We start from the raw sequence: 22542 nt of genomic DNA on the forward strand, positions 1-22542 counted from the left end.
AATTACCTCCTTAGAATTCAAGTCCACCTTCCCTTGCACCTTCAGCAAGGGCTTTTATCCTTCCGTGGTAGATAAAACCACCTCTATCAAAGACAACTTTTTTAATGCCTTTTTCAAGAGCTCTCTGTGCTACAAGCTTTCCAACTTCCTTAGCTTCCTCTGTCTTTGTGAGTTCAGCAAGCTTTGGTCTGAGTTCCTTGTCAAGAGTAGAAGCAGAAGCTAAGGTTACACCGTTAACATCATCTATGATCTGAGCATAGATGTGTTTAAGGCTCTTATATACTGCAAGTCTTGGTCTTTCTGGAGTACCAAAAATCTTCTTCCTTACTCTTCTGTGTTTCTTAGCTATCCTTTCTCTTCTAGTTAACTTCGCCATTCTTGACCTCTCCCAATTAAGGATTACTTCTTAGCAGACTTACCAGCCTTGAGGATGATTTTCTCGCCTCTGTACCTGATACCTTTACCCTTGTAAGGCTCTGGTGGCCTGAAGGATCTGATCTCAGCAGCTACCTGACCAACCTTTTGCTTGTCAATTCCTCTAACGTAGATGTTGTTGTCCCTGTCAACCTCTATCTGAATATCATCTGGAATCTGGTAGAGAACTGGATGTGAGAAACCAAGGTGGAGTTCAAGGGTTTTACCCTTAACAAAAGCCCTATAACCAAGACCTTTTACTTCAAGAACCTTCTCAAATCCCTTTGAAACTCCAGTTACCATGTTATTAATGAGAGCTCTTGTCGTTCCGTGAAGAGCTCTCATCTGCTTCTCATCCGTAGGTCTTTCAACGATTACCTTGTTGTCCTCAACCTTTATTGTAAGTCTTGGATTGAAAGTATACTCAAGGGTTCCCTTTGGTCCCTTAACAATTACATGATTACCTGGCTTAACTTCTACAGTTACGCCCTGTGGTATCTCAACAGGCATCCTACCTATTCTTGACATCTTCCCACTCCTTTAATCAGTTTTACCAGACGTAGCAGAGAACTTCTCCACCAACTCCAAGTTTTCTTGCTTTGTAACCAGGAATGATTCCTTTGTTGGTAGAAAGAATTGCAACGCCAAGTCCAGCCTTTACGAGAGGAATTTCATCTTTACCAACGTAGATCCTTCTACCTGGCTTACTAACCCTCTTGATCTCGTTTATAACCCTTTCCTTATTTGGGCCATACTTGAGATAAACTCTGATAACCTTCTTCTTGTTTTCAGGATTCTTAGTTCTCTTAAACTCTTCCTCTTTTATTTCATAATCCTTAATAAAACCTTCTTCCTTAAGAATCTTAGCTATTGCCTCATTAACCTTGGAGTAAGGAGCGTCTGTGTACTCCTGATAAACAAGGTTGGCGTTCCTGATTCTCGTCAAGAAATCAGCTACTGTATCCATCACCATGGCTACTCTACCTCTCCCGTTAAGTTTTACCAGCTTGCCTTCTTAACTCCAGGTATTTTTCCCTGGAGGGCAAGAGTTCTGAAACAGAGTCTGCACATACCAAACTCTCTAATGAATCCCCTTGGACGACCACAGAGGGGACATCTGTTGTACTTTCTAACTTTAAACTTTGGCTCTCTCTGAGCCTTAACAATTAAAGCCTTCCTTGCCATCGTTCCTCCTTAATTATTTCCTGAATGGGAAGCCAAGAGCTTCAAGAAGAGCTTTAGCCTCTTCATCGGTTTCAGCAGTTGTAACGATAGTAATGTTCATTCCCCTGATTTTGTCAACCTTGTCGTAGTCAATTTCGGGGAAAACAGTCTGCTCTTCCAGACCAAAGTTGTAGTTACCTCTTCCGTCAAAAGATCTTGGAGAAAGTCCTTTGAAGTCCCTAACCCTTGGAAGGGCAATTGAAATAAGCTTATCAAGGAAATCGTACATTCTATCCCTTCTGAGGGTAACCTTTGCACCAATGGGCATTCCCTTTCTGAGCTTAAATCCAGCCTCAGATCTCTTCGCCCTCCTAACGGAAGGCTTCTGACCAGTAATCTGTGCAAGGTCATTCATAGCATTTTCAAGGGCCTTAATGTTTTGAACAGCCTCACCAACACCCATGTTGACAACAATCTTTTCAATTCTTGGAACTTCCATAATATTCTTGTAACCAAACTTCTTCATGAGCATTGGAACAACTTCTTCTTTGTACTTTTGCTTAAGTCTTGGAATGTACTTCTCTTCAGCCATCTTTCCTCCTTAAAATCGCGGATTACCGACCCGCCTTTTGGGGTTTGCTGATTTCATCAATAACAGCGCCAGAACGCTTGGCGTATCTTACTTTCTTGCCGTTTTCAAATTTTATGCCAACCCTTGTTGGCTTTCCAGTCTTAGGATCAACAAGCATAACGTTGCTGATGTGGATAGGAGCTTCCTTCTCGATAATTCCACCTTCAGGATATTTCTGGCTTGGTCTGAGGTGCTTTTTGACAATTCTCACACCTTCAACGATAACCCTTTCTTCCTCAGGAAGAACTTTTAAAACCTTCCCTACCTTTCCCTTATCCTTGCCGGCTATTACCATAACCTTATCGCCGGCTTTTATCTTGAACTTCTTCTTAGCCATTAGAATCCTCCTTAAATAACTTCTGGAGCAAGTGAAGCTATCTTTGTGTAACCTTTCTGTCTCGCTTCTCTTGCAACAGGCCCAAGAATACGTGTTCCAAGTGGTTCTCCCTGTTTGTTCAGAAGAACGACAGCATTGTCGTCAAACTTTATGTAAGTTCCGTCAGGACGCCTTACCTCTTTCTTGGTTCTAACCACAACTGCCCTGTAAACTTCACCCTTTTTGGCAGTTGCGTTTGGAATGGCGTCCTTTACGGTAACAACTATTTGATCTCCCAAAGACGCATATTTCCTGTTGGAACCACCTAAAACCCTGATACACTGGACTTTCTTTGCTCCAGTGTTATCAGCGACTGCTAAATATGTTTGAACCTGAATCATCTCTCCACTCCTTTAACAGAGATTTACTCCTCTACTTCCTCACCGCCAAGCTTCTTGGCTTTCTCAATGATCTCAACTACTCTCCACCTCTTATGTCTGGAGAGAGGTCTTGTCTCCATAATCTTTACAACATCACCAACTTGACACTGGTTGTTCTCATCATGAGCCATGTATTTCTTGGAAAACTTAACCCTCTTACCGTAAACAGGGTGCCTGAATTCCCTTGTAACCCTGACAACTACGGTCTTATCCATTTTATCGCTAACAACAACTCCAATTCTTACCTTTCTTCTGTTAACTCTGGTTTCAGCCATCACTTCCTCCATCAAGCCTTAACGCCACGTTCTCTGAGGATTGTGAGAATACGGGCAATCTGTTTCTTAGCCTTCCTGATCTCCATAGGGTTATCAAGCTGACCAAAAGCATTTTTAAACCTGAGTTTAAGGAGCTTTTCTTTAAGCTCCACAACCATCTTCTTGAGTTCATCGGTGGATTTCTGTCTAAGTTCTTCTGTGTACTTCTTCATCTTACTCCTCACCTTTTGGAGTTTCTTCTCTCTTAACAATTCTACACTTCATAGGAAGTTTATGAACAGCAAGTCTGAGGGCTTCAAGAGCGACTTCTTCACTAACACCTGCAACTTCAAACATAATTCTCCCAGGAAGAACTTTTGCAACCCATGTTTCAACGTTACCTTTACCCTTACCCATACGGGTTTCGAGGGGCTTCTTTGTGTAAGGTTTATCAGGGAAGATTCTGATCCAGACCTTACCACCCCTCTTCATAGTTCTTGTCATAGCAACCCTTGCAGCTTCAATCTGATTTGTTGTAACATAAGCTGGTTCAAGGGCTTGAATCCCATAGTCTCCAAACGCAAGTGTATTACCTCTGTAAGACTTACCCTTAAGTCTTCCTCTCTGCTGCTTTCTAAACTTGGTTCTCTTTGGCATCAACATGGTTATTCACCTCTCGCCATCTCTTGTTTTACTTCTTTTTCAATCTTCTTGAGAATCTCTTCAGTTTCGTCTTTGTAGACGTCGCCTTTGTAGATCCAAACCTTAACACCGATGACACCGTATTTTGTCTTTGCAATTGCAGTGCCATAATCTATGTCGGCTCTAATTGTCTGCAACGGTACCCTTCCCTCACGGTACCATTCAGTTCTTGCCATATCGGCGCCACCAAGTCTTCCGGCACACTGAACCTTAATTCCCTTTGCACCAGCCTTCATTGCATCGGCAATAACTCTCTTCATTGCACGCCTGAACGCCACACGGCGCTCTAGCTGCTGAGCAACGTTCTCAGCTACAAGCTGGGCATTGAGCTGTGGATACTTAACTTCTTCAATGCTAATGTAGACACTCTTTCCTGTAAGGTCTTCAAGAAACTTTCTGAGTGCTTTAACTTCAGCTCCTTTTCTCGCAATAAGAAGACCAGGTCTTGCAGCCCAGATTCTTATGTTGATCTTGTCAAGAGTCCTTTCAATATCAATTCTCGCAATTCCTGCGTGGTAGTACTTCTTCTTGATGAGATCTCTGATTCTGAGATCTTCATGGAGAAAGTTTACGTACTTGCCTTTCTCCTTAACTACCCACTTTGATTCCCAATCTTTTGTGATTCCAAGTCTAAATCCTATAGGATGTACTTTCTGTCCCAAGGTTTACCCCCACTATTTTGATTCAGGTTTTCCTACCACAACTGTAATGTGGCAGGTTCTTCTTCTGATAATATTTGCCCTACCCATAGCACGGGGCTTAACCCTTTTCATTGTAGGGCCTTCATCAACATAGGCTCTCTTAACAATGAGCTCTTCCGGATCAAGTCCCTTCTGCTCAGCATTTGCAATAGCACTCTTTAAAACCTTCTCAATCATCCTTGCAGCTTTCTTTGGGCTGTTTGCTAACGTAGCAAGCGCCTGATCAACTTGCTTTCCTCTTATGAGATCAATAACAAGTCTAACCTTAGAGGCAGACATTCTTGCCCTTCTCCAGACGGCTCTTGCCTCCTCTGGAGTGGCAAAGCCTCTTTCACCCTGTTGGTAATATTCTCTCTGCTCAACTGCCATGGTTTACCTCTCCTTACTTCTTCTTGGCTACTTTCTGCTTCTGACCAGCATGCCCTCTAAAGGTTCTTGTAAGAGAAAACTCCCCAAGCTTATGACCTACCATCTGTTCAGTAACGTAAACAGGAATAAACTTCTGGCCATTGTAAACGGCAAATGTATGTCCAATGAACTCAGGGACGATTGTACACGCTCTGTCCCATACCTTAATAACTTTTTTCTCACCAGTTTCGTTCATCTTTCTAACTTTCTTAAGTATCTTAGGGTTCACATAGGGACCCTTTTTCAGTGAACGTCCCATTTAAACCTCCTACTTAGTACGGCGTTTAATAATGAATTTATCGGAGTACTTCTTGGCTCTCCTTGTCTTGTACCCCTTGGTAGGTTGACCCCATGGAGTAACAGGATGCTTACCAAATGTTCTACCTTCACCACCACCGTGTGGGTGATCAACTGGGTTCATCGCTGTACCACGAACAGTTGGTCTGATACCAAGCCATCTTGACCTTCCAGCCTTACCAATAACGATGTTTTCGTGGTCAAGGTTTCCAACCTGTCCAATGGTAGCCATACAATCAAGGTGAACAAGCCTCAGCTCTCCAGATGGAAGTCTCAACTGAGCATAGTCTCCAACCTTACCCATAAGCTGTGCAAAGGAACCAGCAGACCTTGCAAGCTGTCCACCTTTACCTGGCTTAAGCTCAACGTTGTGAACTATTGTACCAACTGGAATATTCCTCAGTGGAAGAGCATTTCCAACTTTGATTTCAGCGTCTGGACCAGCAACTACTGTATCACCAACCTTGAGTCCATCTGGCCAGAGAATGTACCTCTTCTCACCATCGGCATAAACGAGAAGAGCAATCCTTGCAGACCTGTTTGGGTCGTACTCGATAGCAGCAACTTTTGCAGGAATTCCAATCTTGTTCCTTCTAAAGTCTATGATTCTGTAACGTCTCTTGTGTCCACCACCTTTATGGCGACAGGTAATTCTACCCTGGTTATTCCTACCTGTTCCCCTTACAAAACCAACTGTAAGGGACTTTTCAGGTTCAGTCTTCGTAATCTCAGAGAAATCTGAGACAGTCATAAAACGCCTTGATGGCGTGTATGGTTTAAACTTCTTAATTCCCATTTCTCAACTCCTTCTTAGAGTTTCTCAAGGTCGATCTCATATCCTGGCTTGAGGGTAACTACAGCCTTTTTCCAGTCTCTCTTCTTCCCTCTCAGGAATCTAATACCCTTTCTCTTACCTTTAACTATCATAGTGTTAACTTTTTCAACCTTAACGCCAAAGATCTTCTCTACTGCTTCCTTGATCTCTGGCTTTGTTGCATCCATTGCAACTTCAAAAGTTATCTTTGTAATCTTTTTTGTCTCCTTGGTTTTGGAGCTCTTAACCTCAAGATTTGCAAGTCTTACACTCTTCTCTGTAATAACAGGGCGCAGGATTATATCATAGGGAGTCCTCATAGCGATAACCTCTCCTCTAATTTGGGTAGGGTTGACTTAAAGAATATGCACTTGTCGTAGCAGAGCATATCGTAAACGTTGAGTCCTTCGATCTCAAGGAGCTTAACGTTCGGAAGATTTCTGAAGGACTTGTATGTATTCTCCTCGAGTTCTGGAACAACAATGAGAACCTTTTCGTTCTCGAGTCCAAGGTTTTTGAGAAACTCAATTGCCTGCTTTGTCTTGGGCTTTTCAAAAGCAAAGTCCTCAACAACGATTACGTTTCCTTCCTGAAGTCTTCCAGCGACAACGCTCCTGAGAGCCACCTTCCTAACTTTCTTTGGAAGTGGGTAGTAGTAGTCCCTTGGCTTTGGACCGTGAACTACTCCACCACCAACCCACTGTGGAGCTCTAATGGAACCCTGTCTTGCTCTACCTGTGTGCTTCTGAGGCCATGGCTTTCTACCACCACCCCTAACTTCTCCACGGGTCTTTGTGGAGTGGGTTCCTCTTCTACGCTTGGCAAGTTGCCACTTAACAGTCTCCCAAACTGCATGTTTCTTTATGGGAGCGTTGGCGATTTCATCTTTTATAGTAACTGTTCCAACCTCTTGATTGGCTGTATTTACTACCTTAATCTCCATTTCTCACCCCTTACTTTCCTTTGACTATAACAAGTCCACCTTTGTGTCCTGGAACCGCACCTTTAACGAGGATAAGATTTTTCTCAGGGATAATGTCAACGATTTCAAGGTTCTTAACGGTTACAGTCTCGTTTCCGTAATGTCCGGCCATCCTCTTACCCTTGTGAACTCTACCAGGGAAAGCACAGGCACCGATAGAACCTGGTCCTTCGTGGAAGTCTGAACCGTGGGATTTTCTACCACCGCCAAATCCGTGTCTCTTGTGGTAACCAGCGAAACCTCTACCCTTTGAAGTTCCAGTAATATCTACCTTCTCACCAGGCTGGAAGATTTCAACAGTTATCTTGTCACCAATGTTGTACTGGTCAATGTTGTCAAACTTAACTTCTTTGAGCCACTTTGTTGGCTTAATTCCAGCCTTTTTAAAATGGCCAAGAAGCGGCTTTGGAAACTTGCTCTCGTGCTTTTGCTTTTCCATAAAACCAAGCTGAAGAGCAGAGTATCCATCCCTCTCAGGAGTCCTTTTCTGAACAACTGTACATGGACCAGCTTCTATAACTGTAACGGCAATCGCCTTTCCATCTTCAGTGAAAATCTGTGTCATTCCAACTTTTCTACCGAGGATACCTTTCATCCTTTCACCTCTTCATTAGTCAAGCTTTATCTCTACATCTACACCGGCGGGAAGCTTGAGATCCATCAAAGCTTCCACGGTTTGTGGCTTTGGATTTTTAATATCAAGAAGTCTTCTGTGCCTTCTGATTTCAAACTGCTCCTGTGAGTACTTGTACTTGTGTGGAGATCTGATTACACTCCAAACGGAGCGCTTTGTTGGAAGAGGAATAGGACCGGCGACAATAGCACCAGTCCTTTTAACTGTATCGATGATCTCCTGAACAGATCTATCTAAAAGCCTGTGATCATAAGCTGTTAACTTTATTCTTATACGATCCTGAGCCATTACCTACCCCTCTATTAGTCAAGAATTTCCGTAACAACGCCAGCACCTACAGTTCTACCACCCTCACGGATAGCAAACCTGAGTCCTTCTTCAATAGCTACTGGCTTGAGAAGTTCAACTTCAAATGTAACGTTGTCTCCAGGCATTACCATCTCTACGCCTTCTGGAAGCTTAACCTTTCCTGTTACGTCTGTTGTCCTGAAGTAAAACTGTGGCTGATATCCGTTGAAGAATGGTGTGTGTCTTCCTCCTTCTTCCTTGGAGAGAATGTAAACCTCAGCCTTAAACTTCTTGTGTGGATTAATTGAGCCAGGCTTGGCTACTACCATTCCTCTCTCTACTTCGTCCTTTCCTACACCCCTGAGGAGAATTCCTACGTTGTCTCCAGGAAGTGCTTCGTCAAGTACTTTCCTGAACATTTCAATTCCTGTTGCTACTGTCTTGATTGGCTCTTCCCTGAGTCCTACTATCTCTACTTCTTCTCCTACTGTGAGCTTTCCTCTTTCTACTCTTCCTGTTACTACTGTTCCCCTACCAGAAATGGAGAATACGTCTTCGATTGGCATGAGGAATGGTTTGTCTATTTCTCTTACTGGCTCAGGTACGTATTCATCAAGGGCGTTTACAAGTTCGTAGATTGGTTGACAGTCTGGACAGTCAGGTGATGTACAATCGAGAGCTTTGAGAGCAGATCCTCTGATTACTGGTACTTCATCTCCTGGGAATCCGTATTCGTTGAGGAGTTCCCTTACTTCAAGTTCAACGAGTTCAAGAAGTTCTTCGTCATCTACCATGTCAACTTTGTTGAGAAATACTACGATGTATGGAACGTTAACCTGTCTTGCAAGGAGAACGTGTTCTCTTGTTTGTGGCATTGGACCGTCTGCTGCAGATACAACGAGGATAGCTCCGTCCATCTGAGCAGCACCAGTAATCATGTTCTTGATGTAGTCAGCGTGTCCGGGACAGTCAACGTGAGCGTAGTGGTACTTGTCAGATTCGTACTCAACGTGTGCTGTAGCGATTGTAATTCCCCTTTCTCTTTCTTCTGGGGCTTTGTCGATCTGATCGTAGGCTACTTCTTGAGCCTTTCCTTGAAGAGCGAGACAGTGGGTGATTGCTGCTGTGAGAGTTGTCTTTCCGTGGTCAACGTGTCCGATTGTTCCCACGTTCTTGTGGGGCTTTGTCCTTTCAAACTTTTGCTTTGCCATGGTCTATTCCTCCTGAAATTCCTTATTGGTTTGTTAAAGATCAAGCGGCGTAAAATTATATGCCAAATTGAAAAATTGTAAAGGGGAAAGCCCTAAGTGGACTCTCCCCTTTTTGAAGTTATGCAAAATTACTTAGTTCTTTCTCCAATAATCTGCTCAGCAACGTTTGGTGGAACTTCTTCGTAGTGGCTGAATTTCATGATGTAAGTAGCTCTACCTTGAGTCATAGAACGGAGGTCTGTAGCGTAACCAAACATCTCTGCAAGTGGAACGAGGGCTTTGATTACCTGAGCGTTACCTCTTGCTTCCATTCCCTGAACTCTACCACGTCTCTTGTTGAGGTCACCAATAACGTCTCCCATGAACTCTTCAGGAGTTGTAACCTCAACTTCCATGATTGGTTCGAGAAGAACAGGATTTGCCTTCTTAGCACCTTCCTTAAAGGCAATGGAGCCAGCAATTTTGAATGCCATTTCTGAAGAGTCAACTTCGTGGTATGAACCATCAAAGAGAGTAACTTTGATGTCTGTCATTGGATAACCGGCAACAACACCAGTTTCCATTGCTTCTCTTATACCTGCCTCAACAGCCGGAATGTACTCTTTTGGAACAACACCACCTTTAATTGTTTCGTAGAACTCAAATCCCTTACCTGGTTCGAGAGGTTCAATCTTGAGCCATACGTGACCGTACTGACCTCTACCACCTGTCTGCTTGATGAACTTACCTTCAGAAGTAACCTCTTTTCTGATTGTCTCCCTGTAAGCAACTTGAGGCCTTCCCACGTTAACGTCTACCTTAAACTCTCTTTTGAGCCTGTCAACGATGATCTCAAGGTGAAGCTCACCCATACCGGAAATGATTGTCTGTCCGGTCTCATGATCTGTTGAAACCCTGAAAGATGGGTCTTCCTTTGCAAGCTTTTGAAGAGCGAGAGAAAGCTTTTCCTGGTCTGCCTTTGTCTTTGGCTCTACAGCAACAGAGATAACAGGCTCTGGGAATTCCATAGCTTCAAGAAGAATTGGATGGTTTGGATCACAAAGAGTATCACCTGTGTAGGTTTCTCTTAAACCAACGGCCGCAGCAATATCTCCAGCACCAAGAACTGGAATTTCCTCTCTCTTGTTAGCGTGCATACGGAGAATTCTTGCAAGTCTTTCTTTCTTGTCTCTTGTAGCGTTGTAAACATAAGAACCAGATTCCATTAAACCTGAGTAAACCCTAATGAAAGTTAGCTGACCAACATATGGGTCTGTAAGAATCTTAAATGCAAGTGCTGCAAAAGGCTCTTCGTAAGACGCGTGTCTTTCTTCTTCCTCTCCAGTTTTTGGATTAATTCCTTTAATTGGAGGAACATCAAGAGGTGATGGAAGGTAATCAACTACTGCATCAAGGAGTGGCTGAACACCTTTGTTTTTAAATGCTGAACCGCAGAGCATTGGGAAGAATTTAAGTTCAATCGTACCTTTCCTTATAGCCTGCCTAATTTCTTCTTCAGATATTTCTTCACCTTCAAGGTATTTCATCATAATCTCTTCATCAACATCAGCAAGCGCCTCAATCATCTTCTCTCTGTATTCTTCAGCCAGATCCTTGAGATCCTCTGGAATCTCCTCGTAGTGGAACTTGGCACCAAGGGTTTCCTCTTCCCAGATGATTGCTTTCATAGTAATAAGGTCAACAACACCCTTAAACTCATCTTCAGCACCTACTGGGATTTGAAGAGGAACAGGTTTTGCTCCAAGCTTCTCCTCAACGTCAGCTACAACTTTGAAGAAGTCCGCACCAATTCTGTCCATTTTGTTAACGAAGATAATTCTTGGAACACCGTACTTATCAGCCTGTCTCCAGACAGTCTCTGTCTGAGGCTGAACACCACCAACAGAACAGAGAATTGTTACAGCACCATCAAGAACCCTGAGAGAACGTTCAACTTCGATTGTAAAGTCAACGTGTCCAGGAGTATCAACGATGTTAATCCTATGGTCTTTCCAGAAGCAGGTCGTTGTAGCAGAGGTAATTGTAATACCTCTTTCCTTCTCCTGCTCCATCCAGTCCATTTCTGCAGCGCCTTCGTGAACCTCGCCGATCTTGTGAATCCTACCTGTATAGTAGAGAATACGCTCAGTAGTTGTTGTTTTACCGGCGTCAATATGGGCAATAATTCCAATGTTCCTAACTCTTTCAAGAGGAACTTTAATCTGCTTTACAGCTGCTTGCTTGCTCAATTTAGCCTCCTACGATCGTGTTACTTACCACCTGTAGTGAGCAAAAGCTTTGTTTGCTTCTGCCATCTTGTGGGTATCTTCCTTCTTCTTGAACGCTCCGCCCCTTTCGTTGTAGGCATCAATCAGTTCATTTGCAAGTTTGTTTACCATTCCGCGCTCAGAACGAGCACGTGCAGCGTCCACGATCCACTTAAGTGCAAGGTGAATCTGTCTTTCTGGTCTTACTTCCATTGGTACCTGATATGTGGCACCACCAACACGGCGTGGACGTACTTCCATAATAGGTTTTACGTTTTCTACAGCCTTGTGGAATACTGCAAGTGGATCTTCTCCAAGCTTCTCTTTGATGATGTCAAAAGCACCATAAACGATCTTTTCAGCTTTACTCTTCTTACCGTCCTTCATAACCTTGTTGATAAGCTTTGCAACAAGCTTATCTCCATAGACCGGGTCAGGAAGAATTTCTCTTGGTGGAACTGGTCCTTTCCTTGGCATGTCCTTCCTCTCCTAATTATTTTTTCTCCTTAGGTCTTTTAGTTCCGTACTTAGATCTTGACTGTTTTCTACCTTCTACTCCTGCAGCGTCAAGAGCTCCACGGATAATCTTGTAACGAACACCTGGAAGGTCTTTAACCCTTCCACCCCTTACAAGAACAACAGAGTGTTCCTGAAGGTTGTGTCCAATTCCTGGAATATAGGCAGTCACCTCAATACCGTTAGAGAGCCTTACCCTTGCAACCTTACGAAGAGCAGAGTTTGGCTTCTTAGGTGTAGTTGTGAAAACCCTTACACAGACACCACGCTTTTGAGGGTTACCCTGAAGAGCCGGTGCCTTGGAGCGCTTTACCTTCTTCTCACGCCCCTTCCTAACAAGCTGGTTAATTGTGGGCATACTACTCCTCCTACTTTAGTTTGGCGGTTGAATATAAGCAAACAGAAAAGAGTTTGTCAAGGAGGAGAATAAGCTTTGACGCTCAAAAGTCAAGATTCATAAAAAAAAACGTGTTATAATCCTCGCCATGATATTTCTCTTTAATATAATGAAGAGGGGAATCATGAAACCACCACTTCATATTAATAGTGTAAAAGACTTCAAGGAAAGAAACGCCTGGATAATTTCTATTATTGCTATTGCCCTCCTCATGTTCTTTACTCTTATTCATTCTATGAAGGGCGAAGCTGGTATGGCACTTTTTGAATTTGGCATAGGTACAGTTTGGTTTGTACTCTTTTTCCTTTACATAAAGGGTAAGATTAAAAACTACTTCAGGGAACTGATGCTCACACTTACAATAGTAATAATCCTGGGACTTATTATTAATGGTGGTACTGAAAGAACAGGAATATTCTGGACATTTACGTTTCCTATCATTGCGTCTTCTATTCTTCAAACTGAAAAGGCTATCATCTGGAAGATACTACTTCAGGTTATTATAATTCTCACAGCCGTAGTAAGCGGTATTGGATTTTTGAAAATCGCCTACTCCTACCAAGAATTGCTTTTAGCCCTTGCTCCTTACACCGCTATAGGAGTTTTCCTCCATCTGTACAGTAGAAAACTTGACGAAGATACAAAACTGGTAATGAAGCTTGCGGCGTATGATGCCCTTACAGGTCTTTTTAATAGAGGCTATATCTTTAAGCTTCTTGAAAATGAAACCGAGAAAGTAACCAAACAAAAGAACGAAAAAGCAATAATTATCTACATTGATCTTGATAACTTTAAAGAAGTAAATGACAATTACGGACACCGCAGAGGAGATGAAGTTCTTAAAGTCGTTGCAGATGTAATCTCTTCACATTTTGCAGGAAATTACGTTGCAAGAATTGGAGGAGATGAGTTTCTTGTATTTTTAAGAAGAGAAAGATTTAACAAAAAAGAAATTGAAGAAAAATTAGAGGATTTAAAAAGGAAAATAGAAAAAGCCCTTGCGATGTTTGACATCTCCATCAGTTATGGAATATCTGTAATTCCAGATGATGCTATAAGCATAAGCGATGCGATTCATCTTGCAGATATGGAAATGTACAGGAGGAAAAACACAAAGAGAAACAATAACTCCAAAATCTTTAACTTCCCTCAAGTCAAAAACTCACGCATTTAACTGTTCTTTGACTTCCTCCTTTCTAACCTATTGAGAGCTTCAAGGAAAGCCAGAGCTGAAGCTCTCACGATATCTGAATCAACTCCCCTACCGCTTACTCTTCTACCATCACCTTCAATTGTTACATAAACCTCTGCAAGGGCATCTGTTCCAGCAGTCATCGCTCGTATTTTAAAATCTCTTAACTGAATTTCATCATTAAGACCAAGAGCATTTTTAATGGCTTTATAAGTCGCATCTACTGGACCATTTCCAACTGCAAGACCTAATTTCTCTCCTTCAGGAGTCTTTATTTTCACAGTTGCAGAAGGAATAATCCCTTCTCCACTAACAGCCTGGTTGTAAATGAGCTCAAACCTTTTCTCTTTTTCTCCATCAAGACCTTCAACGATAAGTTCAATATCAACGTCATAAATTTCCTTCTTACGAGATGCCAATTCTTTAAACTTTCTAAAAGCTTCCTCAAGTTGCTCATCAGAAAGTAAAATTCCCATTTCCTCAAGCTTCTTCTTAAAGGCATGTCTTCCAGAGTGTTTTCCAAGAACAATTTTTGATTCTTTAAGACCAATATCCTCAGGCTTCATGATTTCATAGGTTTCTCTCTTTGCAAGAACCCCATGCTGGTGAATTCCAGATTCATGAGCAAAAGCATTCTCACCAACAATTGGCTTGTTCCTTGCAATCATCATTCCGGTTAATCTGCTTACAAGCTGAGAAGTCCTATAGATCTGAGTTGTATCTATATCTGTATAGACTGAAAACTGATCAGGTCTTACATTTATTGCCATAACAATCTCTTCCATTGCAGCATTCCCAGCTCTTTCGCCGATGCCGTTAACAGTACATTCAACCTGTCTCGCCCCGGCTTTAACAGCCATCAAAGAGTTTGCAGTTGCAAGGCCAAGATCATTATGACAGTGAACGCTGATTATTGCCTTATCTATGTTTGGAACGTTTTTCTTAATTGAGAGAATCTTCTCATACCACTCATCAGGAATAGCATAACCAACAGTATCTGGAATGTTTACAACCTTAGCTCCCGCTTCAATAACGGCTTCAAGAACTTCATAGAGATACTTGAGATCTGTCCTTCCAGCATCCTCAGCAGAAAACTCTACTTCTGCCCTTCCCTCACTTACATCCTGAATAAGTCTTACAGCCTCAACAGCTCTCCTTAAAGCTTCTTCCCTCGTCATCTTCAGTTTGTACTTGAGGTGAATATCAGATGTAGCAATAAAGGTGTGAATTCTGGGCTTTTCAGCCTCTTTCAGTGCATCCCAGGCAGTTCTAATATCAGCTTCAACAGCCCTTGCAAGTGAACAGATGGTTGACTTTTTAACTTCCTTAGAGATCCTCTGAATCGCCTCAAAATCTGCTGGAGAACTTATTGCAAAACCAGCTTCTATTACGTCAACCCCTAACCTTTCAAGTTGCTTTGCTATTTGAACCTTCTCCTCAACAGTTAAGTTAACTCCAGCAGTCTGTTCTCCATCTCTTAAAGTGGTATCAAATATGTAAAGCTTTTCCTTTTCCAAAGCTTCCTCCTTATTGCAAACAGTTTGCAACTACATTAAAGCTATTTTCTTCCATTTAATATTTCAACCCAAAAATTTCTTTTTCTCTCTCTTTTCCCTTACGGGGACCAATCAGGACAGTAAGAGCAACCCCTGCCAAGAAACCACCAATATGGGCAAACCAAGCAACTCCTCCCATTGCCAAGTGGTTGATTGAAACAAGAGCACTTGCAAACTGAATGAAAAACCAGATAGCTATCCAGACTGCTGCAGGAAGAATTACAACATCTATGAAGAAAAAGATAAAGATTAAAGTAACAATTCCAGCCCTTGGAAAGAGAAGCATATAGGCCCCTAAAACGCCACTTATGGCACCAGATGCCCCAATAAGGGGAATGTTTGAATCGGGATAAACTGCAACTTGTATAAGAGCAGCTATTATTCCACAGAGAGTGTAGAAAATAAAGTACTTCAACTTTCCAAAATAGTCCTCAACATTGTCTCCAAAAACCCAGAGGAAAAGCAGATTACCAAATATGTGGAGAAAACCTCCATGGAGATATTGGTAGGAAACTAAATTGCCATAGGGTGTAAGCGGATCTGGTGGTGGAATATCCACACCACTAACAATTTCATAGGGAATGACCCCAAACATTCTAAGAAAAAGTTCATTGTAAGGACCAAGCATAAGCTCATAGATGAATACAAGCGAACAAATAATAATGATAAAAATCGTCACAACTGGAGCAGTACTGCTTGGATTGATATCTTTTATCGGTATCAACTCTCACCTCTAACCTGTACTTCCAAACCCTCCTTCCCCCCTGATTGTCCTATCAAGGGAAGTTGAGAGTTCAACTTCGAGGGGGAAAAATCTCCTTGGAATCAGCTGAACCGCTCTCCAAGGAAGTTCTGGGTCAGGTTTTGAAGAATCAACTTTTATGAGCGGAACTTTTATCGTTCCTCTGTAGGTCATATCTATTATTCCAACAGAATTTGCAAGGACAAAACCGCTTTTGTAGATAGAAGACCTTGGAACAAGGTCAAAGTAGAAACCTGGCGGTGGAGCAACTCTTACACCTGTATCGAAAAAGTAAAGATTCCCTTCTTTCTTTATCAATTTTACAAGGTGCAAATCCCAACCGCTGTCAGAAATTCTCTTCTTAAATGGTGCAATAGCTCCTTCTTCGAGAGAAACCTTAAAAGATTTTCTCTCCCATACCTCTCCAGTGAGCATTGACAAATATCTTTCAAAGAAGAATTCCGATCTCTCTTCTGTGTCTTCATCGTAAAGAGAATGAATGAAGAGATCGGCACTTTCACCGGTAAGAAAAACTCCATCTTCTGTAAAAACTGGAGAAAAACCGGAAAAAAGCTCTTTCATCTCCTGTTTAAATTTCTCAACAAAAGGAACAAAAACAGTTTTACTTCCCCAGCTTCCAGAAGATTCAAAAACACCCCTCACAAATGAGAGGTCAATTTCCTTAACCTCAGGATAGGAATGGAGAGAGAGGAAAAATCTGTTTCCTCTCTTTTCAAGCTTTCCCTTAGAGTAGCTGTAAATCTTAACAGCAACATCTAAGAATCTATCGTCAAATTCCAATGTCAAACCTTTCGAGTAAACCCAACCAGCAGCCCAGTTACTCATTACACCTCTCCGGCTCAGCGTAGAATCCACCCTGTTCTCTCAGCCTTTTTTCCTCCTCTGGAGTAACGTCTATACGGCTGAGTTTTGGTCTTCCCATCTGATCAAACTCAATAATCTTAACTGGAATAACGTCTGAAACTTTGATATTCTCAAAAATGTTCTCTCTTACTTCAGGAGGAAGCTTTGAAATGTGGATGAGACCTACTTTTCCTGGAGCAAGCTCTACAAACGCTCCGTAGTTTTCAACCCTTGTAACTTTTCCAAGATAAGTATTTCCAATTGCCAAATCCCTTGTAACATCTTCTATCATTTTCAGAGCTTGAGCTGCCGCCTCTTCTGATGGAGCAGAAACCAGAACAGTTCCATCCTCTTTAATAGTTATCTTAACTCCCGTTTTTTCAATGATCGTCTTAATTGTCTTTCCTGAAGGTCCTATAAGGTCTCTAGACTTCTCAGGCTCAATTCTTGTTGAAACAATCCTTGGTGCAAATGGCGAAACTTCTTCTCTTGGTTTAGAGATCACAGAATCCATCTTATCGAGGATGTACATCCTTCCTTCTCTCGCCTGAGCAAGAGCTTTTGAGAGAACATCACGGCTTATTCCTTTAACCTTCAGATCCATCTGGATTGCAGTAACACCCTTTCTTGTTCCAGCAACTTTAAAATCCATATCTCCAAGGTGGTCTTCATCTCCAAGAATGTCGGAAAGAACTACAAATTTATCGCCTTCCATGATGAGACCCATCGCAATACCAGCAACCTGAGCTTTTATAGGCACACCTGCATCCATCAATGAGAGACTACCACCGCAGACGGTTGCCATTGAAGAAGATCCATTCGATTCAAGAATATCTGAGACGACCCTTATGACATATGGGAATTCCTCTTCATCAGGGATAACAGGAGCAAGTGCTCTCTCTGCCAGAGCTCCATGACCGATTTCCCTTCTTCCTGGCCCTCTCAGAGGTGCAATTTCTCCCACGCAGAACGGCGGGAAGTTGTAGTGAAGGATAAATCTCTTCTGCTCTTCAGGCATCAAACCTTCAACAAGCTGGTACTCTTCCGGTGTTCCAAGTGTAGTTGTAACAAGAGCCTGTGTTTGACCTCTTGTAAAGAGAGCTGAACCGTGAGCTCTTGGAAGAAGTCCAACTTCTATGGAGATAGGTCTGATCTCATCGGGCTTCCTGCCGTCAATCCTGACACCTCTTTCAAGAACCAGTTGCCTTACAAACTTCTTCTCAGCTTCGGCAAAAGCTTCTTTTGCAAGAGCTTGCTCTTCTTCAGGAATATTGAGCTCAATAAACATAAGCTCCCTGAGCTCTCTTAACTTCTCACGCCTTTCATGTTTATCAGGAATCGTAATAATTGGCTCAATTCTCTCAAAGACCCATTTCTCAATCTTCGCCTTTGTATCATCATCAAGGGATGGAGCAATGAACTCATACTTCTCCTTACCAGCAAGGTTTCTGAGCTCCTCTTGAACCTTTATGGATCTCTTAATCTCTTCGTGGGCAAGCTCTATGGCATCCAGAATTTCTTCCTCTGGAACCTCTTTTGCTCCACCCTCAACCATTACAACAGCATCTTCAGTTCCAGAAACAACAAGGTTTATATCTGCTTCCTGTTGCTGTTCGTAAGAAGGATTTATCACAAACTCTCCATTAACCCTTGCAACTCTTACAGCACCCACAGGCTTTTCAAAAGGGATTCTTGAAATGTGAAGAGCTGCTGAGGCACCATTTATTGCAAGAACCGCAGGATCGTTTTCCTGATCAGCAGAAATGACAAAAGCTACAATCTGAACATCGTTCCTGAAACCCTTGGGGAATATAGGTCTTATTGAACGGTCAATAACTCTTGATTTAAGAACCTCTTCATCAGAAGGTTTTCCTTCTCTCTTTACAAATCCTCCAGGAATTTTTCCTGCAGCATAAGCTCTCTCTCTATACTCAACGAGGAGAGGAAAGAAATCAACATCCTCCCTCGGTTCATCGCTCATAACAGCAGTAACGAGAACCTTTGTATCACCCTGAGAAACGATAACGGCACCATCAGCCTGCTTGGCAACCTTTCCCGTTTGAAATCTAAGAGGTCTTCCACCAACCTCTCCAGCAACTTCAGATATAGACATTTTTACCCTCCAAATTTTGTTGAAGTTAAACTTAGAAAACAAAATCGATTCTGGCAAAATGATAACACAATCTAACCTGACACAAATCTCCGGTAGTTTATTCTATAAATGCTAAATCCCCCAGTCCCCTTCAAGAAAGGAAAGTTTCTGTATTTCCCAATTGATAAAGGGGTAGGAAGTTAAAAGAAAAACTTTTCTGGGTATACAACCAAATCTCTGAAGCTAAAGTTAGATCAGCAGGAGTGTTTGTGGAGAGATTATCTATGTAAAGTAAACGGAGGCAGAACGCCTCCAGAGGATTATTTTCTAAGACCGAGCTTGAGAACAATATTCTGGTATCTATTGAAGTCCTTCTCTTTGAGGTACTTGAGAAGCTTCTTTCTTCTACCAACGAGTCTTTGAAGAGCTCTCTTGTTGTTGTTGTCGTGCTTGTGAACTTTGAAATGTTCTGTCAGGTTCTTAATTCTCTCTGTAAGAATTGCAATCTGAACCTCTGGAGAACCTGTATCCTTCTCGTGGAACCCGTACTTCTTAATAATTTCCTGCTTAACATCCTTATCTACTGGCATTAAGGCAACCTCCTCATATACTGTTTCACCGGTGGCAAAAGGCAAGAAGAAATTTAGCAAAGAGACGTCAACTTGTAAAGTGGTTTTCCAAAAGGTATTAGAAAACTTCTAAAAAGGAATAACCAAGCTTAACAGCTTAAACTACTTGTCGAAAGAAAATAGAATAAGGTCTCTGGTTTGTTAATGTTGCGGGCTTAAAGCCCGCAACAGGAATCTATTTTACTTCTTTTTTAAGCTCGTGAAATTCTCGGAGCTCCTTAGCTTTCTCAAGAATTTCAGTTACTGTTTCCTTCAACGGAGCCCAACCATACCAGTGCATGTAATCGTTACTTATGTGGAAGGCTCCCTGGAATGCTCTCTGTTTGTATTCAAGGAATATAAGGTAAAGCTTTTGATCAAGAGAGTTCTTAGAATCGTAGAACTGCAGTATGTCTGGTGCATACTTCCATCCCTCAGGTTTCTTGAGAATTCCATCCCTGTAAAGTCCTTGAACAGCTTGGATAGCTTTCGCAAATTCGTGGTCTGCATTCTTAATTATTTCGTCTGCCGCCACAAACTGCTTATCAATGTAAGGCTTAGAGTGGCATGTGTAACAAAGATTCTTCATCTTCTTCCTGAGCTTGTTAAACTCTTCAGGTCCTCTAACAAGTCTTGCTTTTAAAACAACGTTAAACCTTTCTGTCGGTTGAAGGTTTTCATCAAGTACACCTATCGCCTGCAGTATTATAGCTCTGTCAAAGGTCCATTGAGGATCATCATCAAGGTCTATATAGTGTCCAGAAGGAAGTTTCTCAGCCAGTGACCTTAACTGCTTCTCAAGGTTTGGAGCAACTTTTATTAAAGCCAGAACATTCTCTTTCGTAGGTATTCTAAGGGCAAGGAATCCCCATGGAGCAACAACATTGTGGTCTCCGTTTGGCATATGACAATATTGACAGGTCGGGGCTCTACCATTGGGTTTCTTGCCGTCTATATCCCAGATAATTCCGTGCTTTGAGGACATATACATTTCCCACTGAGGATGGTCAAATCCCATATGGCAGTTAGAACAAGCCCTTGGGGAAAGAGCTTCTTCCTTGCTGAATTTATGTCTTGTATGGCATGCGTCACATTGAGCATTTCCGTACCTGTAATGCGCCATCTCAGCTGGTGGTTTTGCTCCTATCTTATGGCATCCAGAACATCCTTTATACCCATCCCCTACAATTGCAAACGGTTGATGGGAAACCATAGGCATAGCATTGAAAGCTATCCAACCAAGATCGTGTTTACCAGCTTTAAACTGTTCCACTTGTTTTGGATGACACCTTTTACACGTTTCTGGAGTTGGCATTTTTGCTTTTTTATAGTCGGTATTTGTCATGTGCTCGGAGCCGTGACAGGCTGAACAGTCAACTCCCTTGTGTCCCATTTTCCCGGAGAGAAACTGTTTAACAATACCCGGAGTTACTTTCTCATGACAGGATATACAGTTGCTCTTCGCAAGAGCAGGTTGAGAAAGCAACATCCCCCCGACGACTGCCGACATCAAAAGAAGTTTTCTAATCATAATTCCCTCCTCCTAATAGATTTAAAAATGATATATTCCAAACAAGCGAGAATTTAAAAATGATTTATGTCAAATTTTAGAAATGATTAAGTTTTAGAAACTTAAAACTTAAAAAGTCTTAGATTGATAACTACTATACCTTGGAAATACTGTTTTGGAACCTTCAGAACAAGGTTTCTGGGAACAATCATTGTAGTTTACGGACTTAATTAAAGACTTAAGTTGATTACCCCAGTAGATTGGGAATGGACTTTCAATATTGGATTAAAAATTAAAGCATCTTTTCTAAGGATATTATCTCTTCAGTTTCTCTTAGTTTGTTGTATGCTCTCTTTATCAACTTTTCATCCTTTGAGTAATCAACAATTTCCTTGTAGTATTCCATAGCCTCTTCGTATTCCTTTTCCTCATAGAGAGCATCTGCTACTATCTCTGCAATCTCACAATACTCCTCTTCCGAAAGTTCAGGATTTTTTAAGATAAACTTACCCATTTCAGCAATTTCCTTAAACCTTTCTTGATCAATGAGAAGAATCGCCAGCTCAGAAAAAGAGTCAAGGAGAATCCAGATATTATCCGTGTTTTCAATTATCTCCTTCAGAAGCTCCTCAGCCTGATCAAACCTTCCCTTCTCAACCAGAAATTCCGAAAGGAGCTTCATTGCATCTTCCCTAACAAACCCTTCTGACTTTGAAACTGCAAGCCTGTAGTAGTACTCAGCAAGTTCCTCTTTTCCAAGGAGATCATAGAGAGCTGCAGCACTTTGAATCACATAAACCGCATCGGGAAAGAGCTCCAGTGTTGACATCACAACTTCCAGAGCCTCTTCATACTCCTCGTTGTTTACCATAACTTCCGCAAGTTTCTGTCTATATTCGACATTCCTGAAATCCAATCTGCAGGCTTCAGAGAGCTCCTCCTTTGCTTCTTCCACTCTACCCATTTCAGCGTAGAGTTTTCCGAGTTCAAAATGAAGCTCTGGGGAATCGGTTATGGAGATACCCGAAAGAAGAACCCTTTCTGCCTTCTTAAACTGTCTCCTTATCCCGTAAAATCTTGAAAGTTCCAAGTAAGGGAAAACGCTATATGGATCCACAGTCATAAGGCTCTCAAGGGCTTTAATCATTCCTTTTTGGTTGCTCATCTCCCTGTAGAGCCTGTAAAGCTCAAGGTAAGCATCCTTTTCAAATGGATTCAACCTGACAGACTCAAGGAGCTCCTTTTCTGCAGCCCTGAAATCCTTTATAGCTGCAAGAGAAACCCCCCTCTGGAGTTTTTCCTTTGAACGGAGTTCTGTATCCAGGAATCTTGCTTCTTCAAAATAGGTTTCAGCCTTTTCCTTATTTCCAAGCCCTTCGTAGGCTTCAGCAAGAAGGAGATAAAAATCAACATGCCTTATCTTATTTTTATATTTCTCAAGCTCTTCAACAGCTTTCCTGTAGTTTTTTGATTTAATTAGATTTTCAGCTTTTTCTAAGATAGGTTTCATTTCAAATCGTGTTTCTTTGAAACTCTTCTTCACCAAGAACTCTCCTGAAATAA

At 41.9% G+C, this 22542-nt stretch carries 30 protein-coding genes; 1 reads left to right on the forward strand and 29 read right to left on the reverse strand.

Features of this window, described 5'->3' with window-relative positions; genetic code table 11:
• Window positions 1-10 precede the first annotated feature (10 nt).
• The 22 genes from rplR to rpsL all read right to left on the reverse strand — a co-directional run bounded on the left by rplR (window position 11) and on the right by rpsL (window position 12376).
• Window positions 11-376, reverse strand: a complete 366-nt coding sequence (gene rplR / locus ACYQ3A_RS02670; protein WP_459895449.1) for a 50S ribosomal protein L18 — start codon at window positions 374-376, stop codon at window positions 11-13.
• Between the two features lie 23 nt (window positions 377-399).
• Window positions 400-942, reverse strand: a complete 543-nt coding sequence (gene rplF, locus ACYQ3A_RS02675) for a 50S ribosomal protein L6 (RefSeq protein ID WP_459895451.1) — start codon at window positions 940-942, stop codon at window positions 400-402.
• 22 nt (window positions 943-964) lie between these two features.
• Window positions 965-1387, reverse strand: coding sequence for a 30S ribosomal protein S8 (rpsH, locus tag ACYQ3A_RS02680; protein WP_459895453.1), 423 nt, complete (start codon window positions 1385-1387; stop codon window positions 965-967).
• 26 nt (window positions 1388-1413) lie between these two features.
• Entirely contained in the window at window positions 1414-1599 is a 186-nt protein-coding gene (locus ACYQ3A_RS02685) for a type Z 30S ribosomal protein S14 (RefSeq protein ID WP_013637823.1), read from the reverse strand.
• A gap of 13 nt (window positions 1600-1612) precedes the next feature.
• Window positions 1613-2170 carry a 50S ribosomal protein L5 gene (gene rplE / locus ACYQ3A_RS02690; protein ID WP_459895454.1) on the reverse strand — a complete coding sequence of 186 codons (558 nt, stop codon included), beginning with the start codon at window positions 2168-2170 and terminating at the stop codon, window positions 1613-1615.
• Between the two features lie 22 nt (window positions 2171-2192).
• The gene (gene rplX / locus ACYQ3A_RS02695) at window positions 2193-2546 is read right to left on the reverse strand and encodes a 50S ribosomal protein L24 (RefSeq protein ID WP_459895455.1); all 354 of its coding nucleotides are present in this window, start codon (window positions 2544-2546) and stop codon (window positions 2193-2195) included.
• An 11-nt stretch (window positions 2547-2557) separates the two neighbouring features.
• Window positions 2558-2926: a 50S ribosomal protein L14 gene (gene rplN, locus ACYQ3A_RS02700; protein WP_459895456.1), complete on the reverse strand. Its 369-nt coding sequence runs from the start codon at window positions 2924-2926 to the stop codon at window positions 2558-2560.
• Window positions 2927-2949: 23 nt separating this feature from the next.
• A complete protein-coding gene (gene rpsQ, locus ACYQ3A_RS02705; RefSeq protein ID WP_459895458.1) occupies window positions 2950-3240 on the reverse strand; it encodes a 30S ribosomal protein S17 in 291 nt (96 codons plus the stop codon).
• A gap of 11 nt (window positions 3241-3251) precedes the next feature.
• Entirely contained in the window at window positions 3252-3452 is a 201-nt protein-coding gene (gene rpmC, locus ACYQ3A_RS02710; RefSeq protein WP_459895460.1) for a 50S ribosomal protein L29, read from the reverse strand.
• Window position 3453: 1 nt separating this feature from the next.
• A complete protein-coding gene (gene rplP, locus ACYQ3A_RS02715; RefSeq protein WP_459895461.1) occupies window positions 3454-3882 on the reverse strand; it encodes a 50S ribosomal protein L16 in 429 nt (142 codons plus the stop codon).
• Window positions 3883-3884: 2 nt separating this feature from the next.
• Entirely contained in the window at window positions 3885-4583 is a 699-nt protein-coding gene (gene rpsC, locus ACYQ3A_RS02720) for a 30S ribosomal protein S3 (RefSeq protein WP_459895463.1), read from the reverse strand.
• Window positions 4584-4595: 12 nt separating this feature from the next.
• Window positions 4596-4991, reverse strand: a complete 396-nt coding sequence (gene rplV / locus ACYQ3A_RS02725) for a 50S ribosomal protein L22 (RefSeq protein ID WP_459895464.1) — start codon at window positions 4989-4991, stop codon at window positions 4596-4598.
• Window positions 4992-5004: 13 nt separating this feature from the next.
• Complete coding sequence (gene rpsS / locus ACYQ3A_RS02730) at window positions 5005-5289, reverse strand: 30S ribosomal protein S19 (protein WP_013637814.1); 285 nt, start codon at window positions 5287-5289, stop codon at window positions 5005-5007.
• Window positions 5290-5298: 9 nt separating this feature from the next.
• Entirely contained in the window at window positions 5299-6123 is an 825-nt protein-coding gene (rplB, locus tag ACYQ3A_RS02735) for a 50S ribosomal protein L2 (protein ID WP_459895466.1), read from the reverse strand.
• Window positions 6124-6137: 14 nt separating this feature from the next.
• Window positions 6138-6461 (reverse strand): 50S ribosomal protein L23, encoded by a 324-nt coding sequence (rplW, locus tag ACYQ3A_RS02740; RefSeq protein WP_459895467.1) that lies wholly within the window; start codon window positions 6459-6461, stop codon window positions 6138-6140.
• The gene (gene rplD, locus ACYQ3A_RS02745) at window positions 6458-7084 is read right to left on the reverse strand and encodes a 50S ribosomal protein L4 (protein ID WP_459895468.1); all 627 of its coding nucleotides are present in this window, start codon (window positions 7082-7084) and stop codon (window positions 6458-6460) included. The genes rplW and rplD overlap by 4 nt, the downstream gene beginning before the upstream one ends.
• 10 nt (window positions 7085-7094) lie before the next feature.
• A complete protein-coding gene (rplC, locus tag ACYQ3A_RS02750; RefSeq protein ID WP_459895469.1) occupies window positions 7095-7718 on the reverse strand; it encodes a 50S ribosomal protein L3 in 624 nt (207 codons plus the stop codon).
• Window positions 7719-7733: 15 nt separating this feature from the next.
• Window positions 7734-8045, reverse strand: a complete 312-nt coding sequence (gene rpsJ, locus ACYQ3A_RS02755; RefSeq protein WP_132525551.1) for a 30S ribosomal protein S10 — start codon at window positions 8043-8045, stop codon at window positions 7734-7736.
• A 14-nt stretch (window positions 8046-8059) separates the two neighbouring features.
• The gene (tuf, locus tag ACYQ3A_RS02760; protein WP_459895471.1) at window positions 8060-9256 is read right to left on the reverse strand and encodes an elongation factor Tu; all 1197 of its coding nucleotides are present in this window, start codon (window positions 9254-9256) and stop codon (window positions 8060-8062) included.
• A 128-nt stretch (window positions 9257-9384) separates the two neighbouring features.
• Window positions 9385-11484, reverse strand: coding sequence for an elongation factor G (fusA, locus tag ACYQ3A_RS02765; RefSeq protein ID WP_459895473.1), 2100 nt, complete (start codon window positions 11482-11484; stop codon window positions 9385-9387).
• 24 nt (window positions 11485-11508) lie between these two features.
• Window positions 11509-11979 (reverse strand): 30S ribosomal protein S7, encoded by a 471-nt coding sequence (gene rpsG, locus ACYQ3A_RS02770; protein ID WP_013637807.1) that lies wholly within the window; start codon window positions 11977-11979, stop codon window positions 11509-11511.
• Between the two features lie 16 nt (window positions 11980-11995).
• Window positions 11996-12376 carry a 30S ribosomal protein S12 gene (rpsL, locus tag ACYQ3A_RS02775; protein WP_013637806.1) on the reverse strand — a complete coding sequence of 127 codons (381 nt, stop codon included), beginning with the start codon at window positions 12374-12376 and terminating at the stop codon, window positions 11996-11998.
• Between the two features lie 163 nt (window positions 12377-12539).
• Here rpsL and ACYQ3A_RS02780 point away from each other — a divergent pair, with 163 nt between their 5' ends.
• Entirely contained in the window at window positions 12540-13589 is a 1050-nt protein-coding gene (locus tag ACYQ3A_RS02780) for a GGDEF domain-containing protein (protein WP_459895475.1), read from the forward strand.
• Here the strand turns inward: ACYQ3A_RS02780 and ACYQ3A_RS02785 are convergent.
• The 7 genes from ACYQ3A_RS02785 to ACYQ3A_RS02815 all read right to left on the reverse strand — a co-directional run bounded on the left by ACYQ3A_RS02785 (window position 13586) and on the right by ACYQ3A_RS02815 (window position 22522).
• Entirely contained in the window at window positions 13586-15124 is a 1539-nt protein-coding gene (locus tag ACYQ3A_RS02785) for a 2-isopropylmalate synthase (RefSeq protein WP_459895476.1), read from the reverse strand. The genes ACYQ3A_RS02780 and ACYQ3A_RS02785 overlap by 4 nt on opposite strands.
• Window positions 15125-15179: 55 nt before the next feature.
• Entirely contained in the window at window positions 15180-15887 is a 708-nt protein-coding gene (locus ACYQ3A_RS02790) for a rhomboid family intramembrane serine protease (protein WP_459895477.1), read from the reverse strand.
• 9 nt (window positions 15888-15896) lie between these two features.
• Entirely contained in the window at window positions 15897-16751 is an 855-nt protein-coding gene (locus ACYQ3A_RS02795; RefSeq protein ID WP_459895479.1) for a dUTP diphosphatase, read from the reverse strand.
• Entirely contained in the window at window positions 16744-18882 is a 2139-nt protein-coding gene (locus ACYQ3A_RS02800; protein ID WP_459895481.1) for a polyribonucleotide nucleotidyltransferase, read from the reverse strand. Before ACYQ3A_RS02800 ends, ACYQ3A_RS02795 begins: the two co-directional genes overlap by 8 nt.
• Before the next feature lie 299 nt (window positions 18883-19181).
• Window positions 19182-19451 carry a 30S ribosomal protein S15 gene (gene rpsO, locus ACYQ3A_RS02805; protein ID WP_459895482.1) on the reverse strand — a complete coding sequence of 90 codons (270 nt, stop codon included), beginning with the start codon at window positions 19449-19451 and terminating at the stop codon, window positions 19182-19184.
• A gap of 214 nt (window positions 19452-19665) precedes the next feature.
• On the reverse strand, window positions 19666-21000 hold the full coding sequence (locus tag ACYQ3A_RS02810) for a multiheme c-type cytochrome (RefSeq protein ID WP_459895483.1): 1335 nt from the start codon (window positions 20998-21000) through the stop codon (window positions 19666-19668).
• A 271-nt stretch (window positions 21001-21271) separates the two neighbouring features.
• Complete coding sequence (locus ACYQ3A_RS02815; RefSeq protein ID WP_459895485.1) at window positions 21272-22522, reverse strand: tetratricopeptide repeat protein; 1251 nt, start codon at window positions 22520-22522, stop codon at window positions 21272-21274.
• Window positions 22523-22542: the final 20 nt, after the last annotated feature.

It is taken from the genome of Desulfurobacterium crinifex (genome assembly GCF_054656775.1).

Bases quoted from the DNA above. Each gene is read 5' to 3' on its own strand.
- rplR (WP_459895449.1), bottom strand. From the start codon at position 376: ATGGCGAAGTTAACTAGAAGAGAAAGGATAGCTAAGAAACACAGAAGA.
- rplF (WP_459895451.1), bottom strand. From the start codon at position 942: ATGTCAAGAATAGGTAGGATGCCTGTTGAGATACCACAGGGCGTAACT.
- rpsH (WP_459895453.1), bottom strand. From the start codon at position 1,387: ATGGTGATGGATACAGTAGCTGATTTCTTGACGAGAATCAGGAACGCC.
- ACYQ3A_RS02685 (WP_013637823.1), bottom strand. From the start codon at position 1,599: ATGGCAAGGAAGGCTTTAATTGTTAAGGCTCAGAGAGAGCCAAAGTTT.
- rplE (WP_459895454.1), bottom strand. From the start codon at position 2,170: ATGGCTGAAGAGAAGTACATTCCAAGACTTAAGCAAAAGTACAAAGAA.
- rplX (WP_459895455.1), bottom strand. From the start codon at position 2,546: ATGGCTAAGAAGAAGTTCAAGATAAAAGCCGGCGATAAGGTTATGGTA.
- rplN (WP_459895456.1), bottom strand. From the start codon at position 2,926: ATGATTCAGGTTCAAACATATTTAGCAGTCGCTGATAACACTGGAGCA.
- rpsQ (WP_459895458.1), bottom strand. From the start codon at position 3,240: ATGGCTGAAACCAGAGTTAACAGAAGAAAGGTAAGAATTGGAGTTGTT.
- rpmC (WP_459895460.1), bottom strand. From the start codon at position 3,452: ATGAAGAAGTACACAGAAGAACTTAGACAGAAATCCACCGATGAACTC.
- rplP (WP_459895461.1), bottom strand. From the start codon at position 3,882: ATGTTGATGCCAAAGAGAACCAAGTTTAGAAAGCAGCAGAGAGGAAGA.
- rplV (WP_459895464.1), bottom strand. From the start codon at position 4,991: ATGGCAGTTGAGCAGAGAGAATATTACCAACAGGGTGAAAGAGGCTTT.
- rpsS (WP_013637814.1), bottom strand. From the start codon at position 5,289: ATGGGACGTTCACTGAAAAAGGGTCCCTATGTGAACCCTAAGATACTT.
- rplB (WP_459895466.1), bottom strand. From the start codon at position 6,123: ATGGGAATTAAGAAGTTTAAACCATACACGCCATCAAGGCGTTTTATG.
- rplW (WP_459895467.1), bottom strand. From the start codon at position 6,461: ATGAGGACTCCCTATGATATAATCCTGCGCCCTGTTATTACAGAGAAG.
- rplD (WP_459895468.1), bottom strand. From the start codon at position 7,084: ATGGAGATTAAGGTAGTAAATACAGCCAATCAAGAGGTTGGAACAGTT.
- rplC (WP_459895469.1), bottom strand. From the start codon at position 7,718: ATGAAAGGTATCCTCGGTAGAAAAGTTGGAATGACACAGATTTTCACT.
- rpsJ (WP_132525551.1), bottom strand. From the start codon at position 8,045: ATGGCTCAGGATCGTATAAGAATAAAGTTAACAGCTTATGATCACAGG.
- tuf (WP_459895471.1), bottom strand. From the start codon at position 9,256: ATGGCAAAGCAAAAGTTTGAAAGGACAAAGCCCCACAAGAACGTGGGA.
- rpsG (WP_013637807.1), bottom strand. From the start codon at position 11,979: ATGCCAAGGAAAGGACCAGTTCCACCAAGAGAAATTCTTCCTGACCCG.
- rpsL (WP_013637806.1), bottom strand. From the start codon at position 12,376: ATGCCCACAATTAACCAGCTTGTTAGGAAGGGGCGTGAGAAGAAGGTA.
- ACYQ3A_RS02780 (WP_459895475.1), top strand. From the start codon at position 12,540: ATGAAACCACCACTTCATATTAATAGTGTAAAAGACTTCAAGGAAAGA.
- ACYQ3A_RS02795 (WP_459895479.1), bottom strand. From the start codon at position 16,751: ATGAGTAACTGGGCTGCTGGTTGGGTTTACTCGAAAGGTTTGACATTG.
- ACYQ3A_RS02800 (WP_459895481.1), bottom strand. From the start codon at position 18,882: ATGTCTATATCTGAAGTTGCTGGAGAGGTTGGTGGAAGACCTCTTAGA.
- rpsO (WP_459895482.1), bottom strand. From the start codon at position 19,451: ATGCCAGTAGATAAGGATGTTAAGCAGGAAATTATTAAGAAGTACGGG.
- ACYQ3A_RS02810 (WP_459895483.1), bottom strand. From the start codon at position 21,000: ATGATTAGAAAACTTCTTTTGATGTCGGCAGTCGTCGGGGGGATGTTG.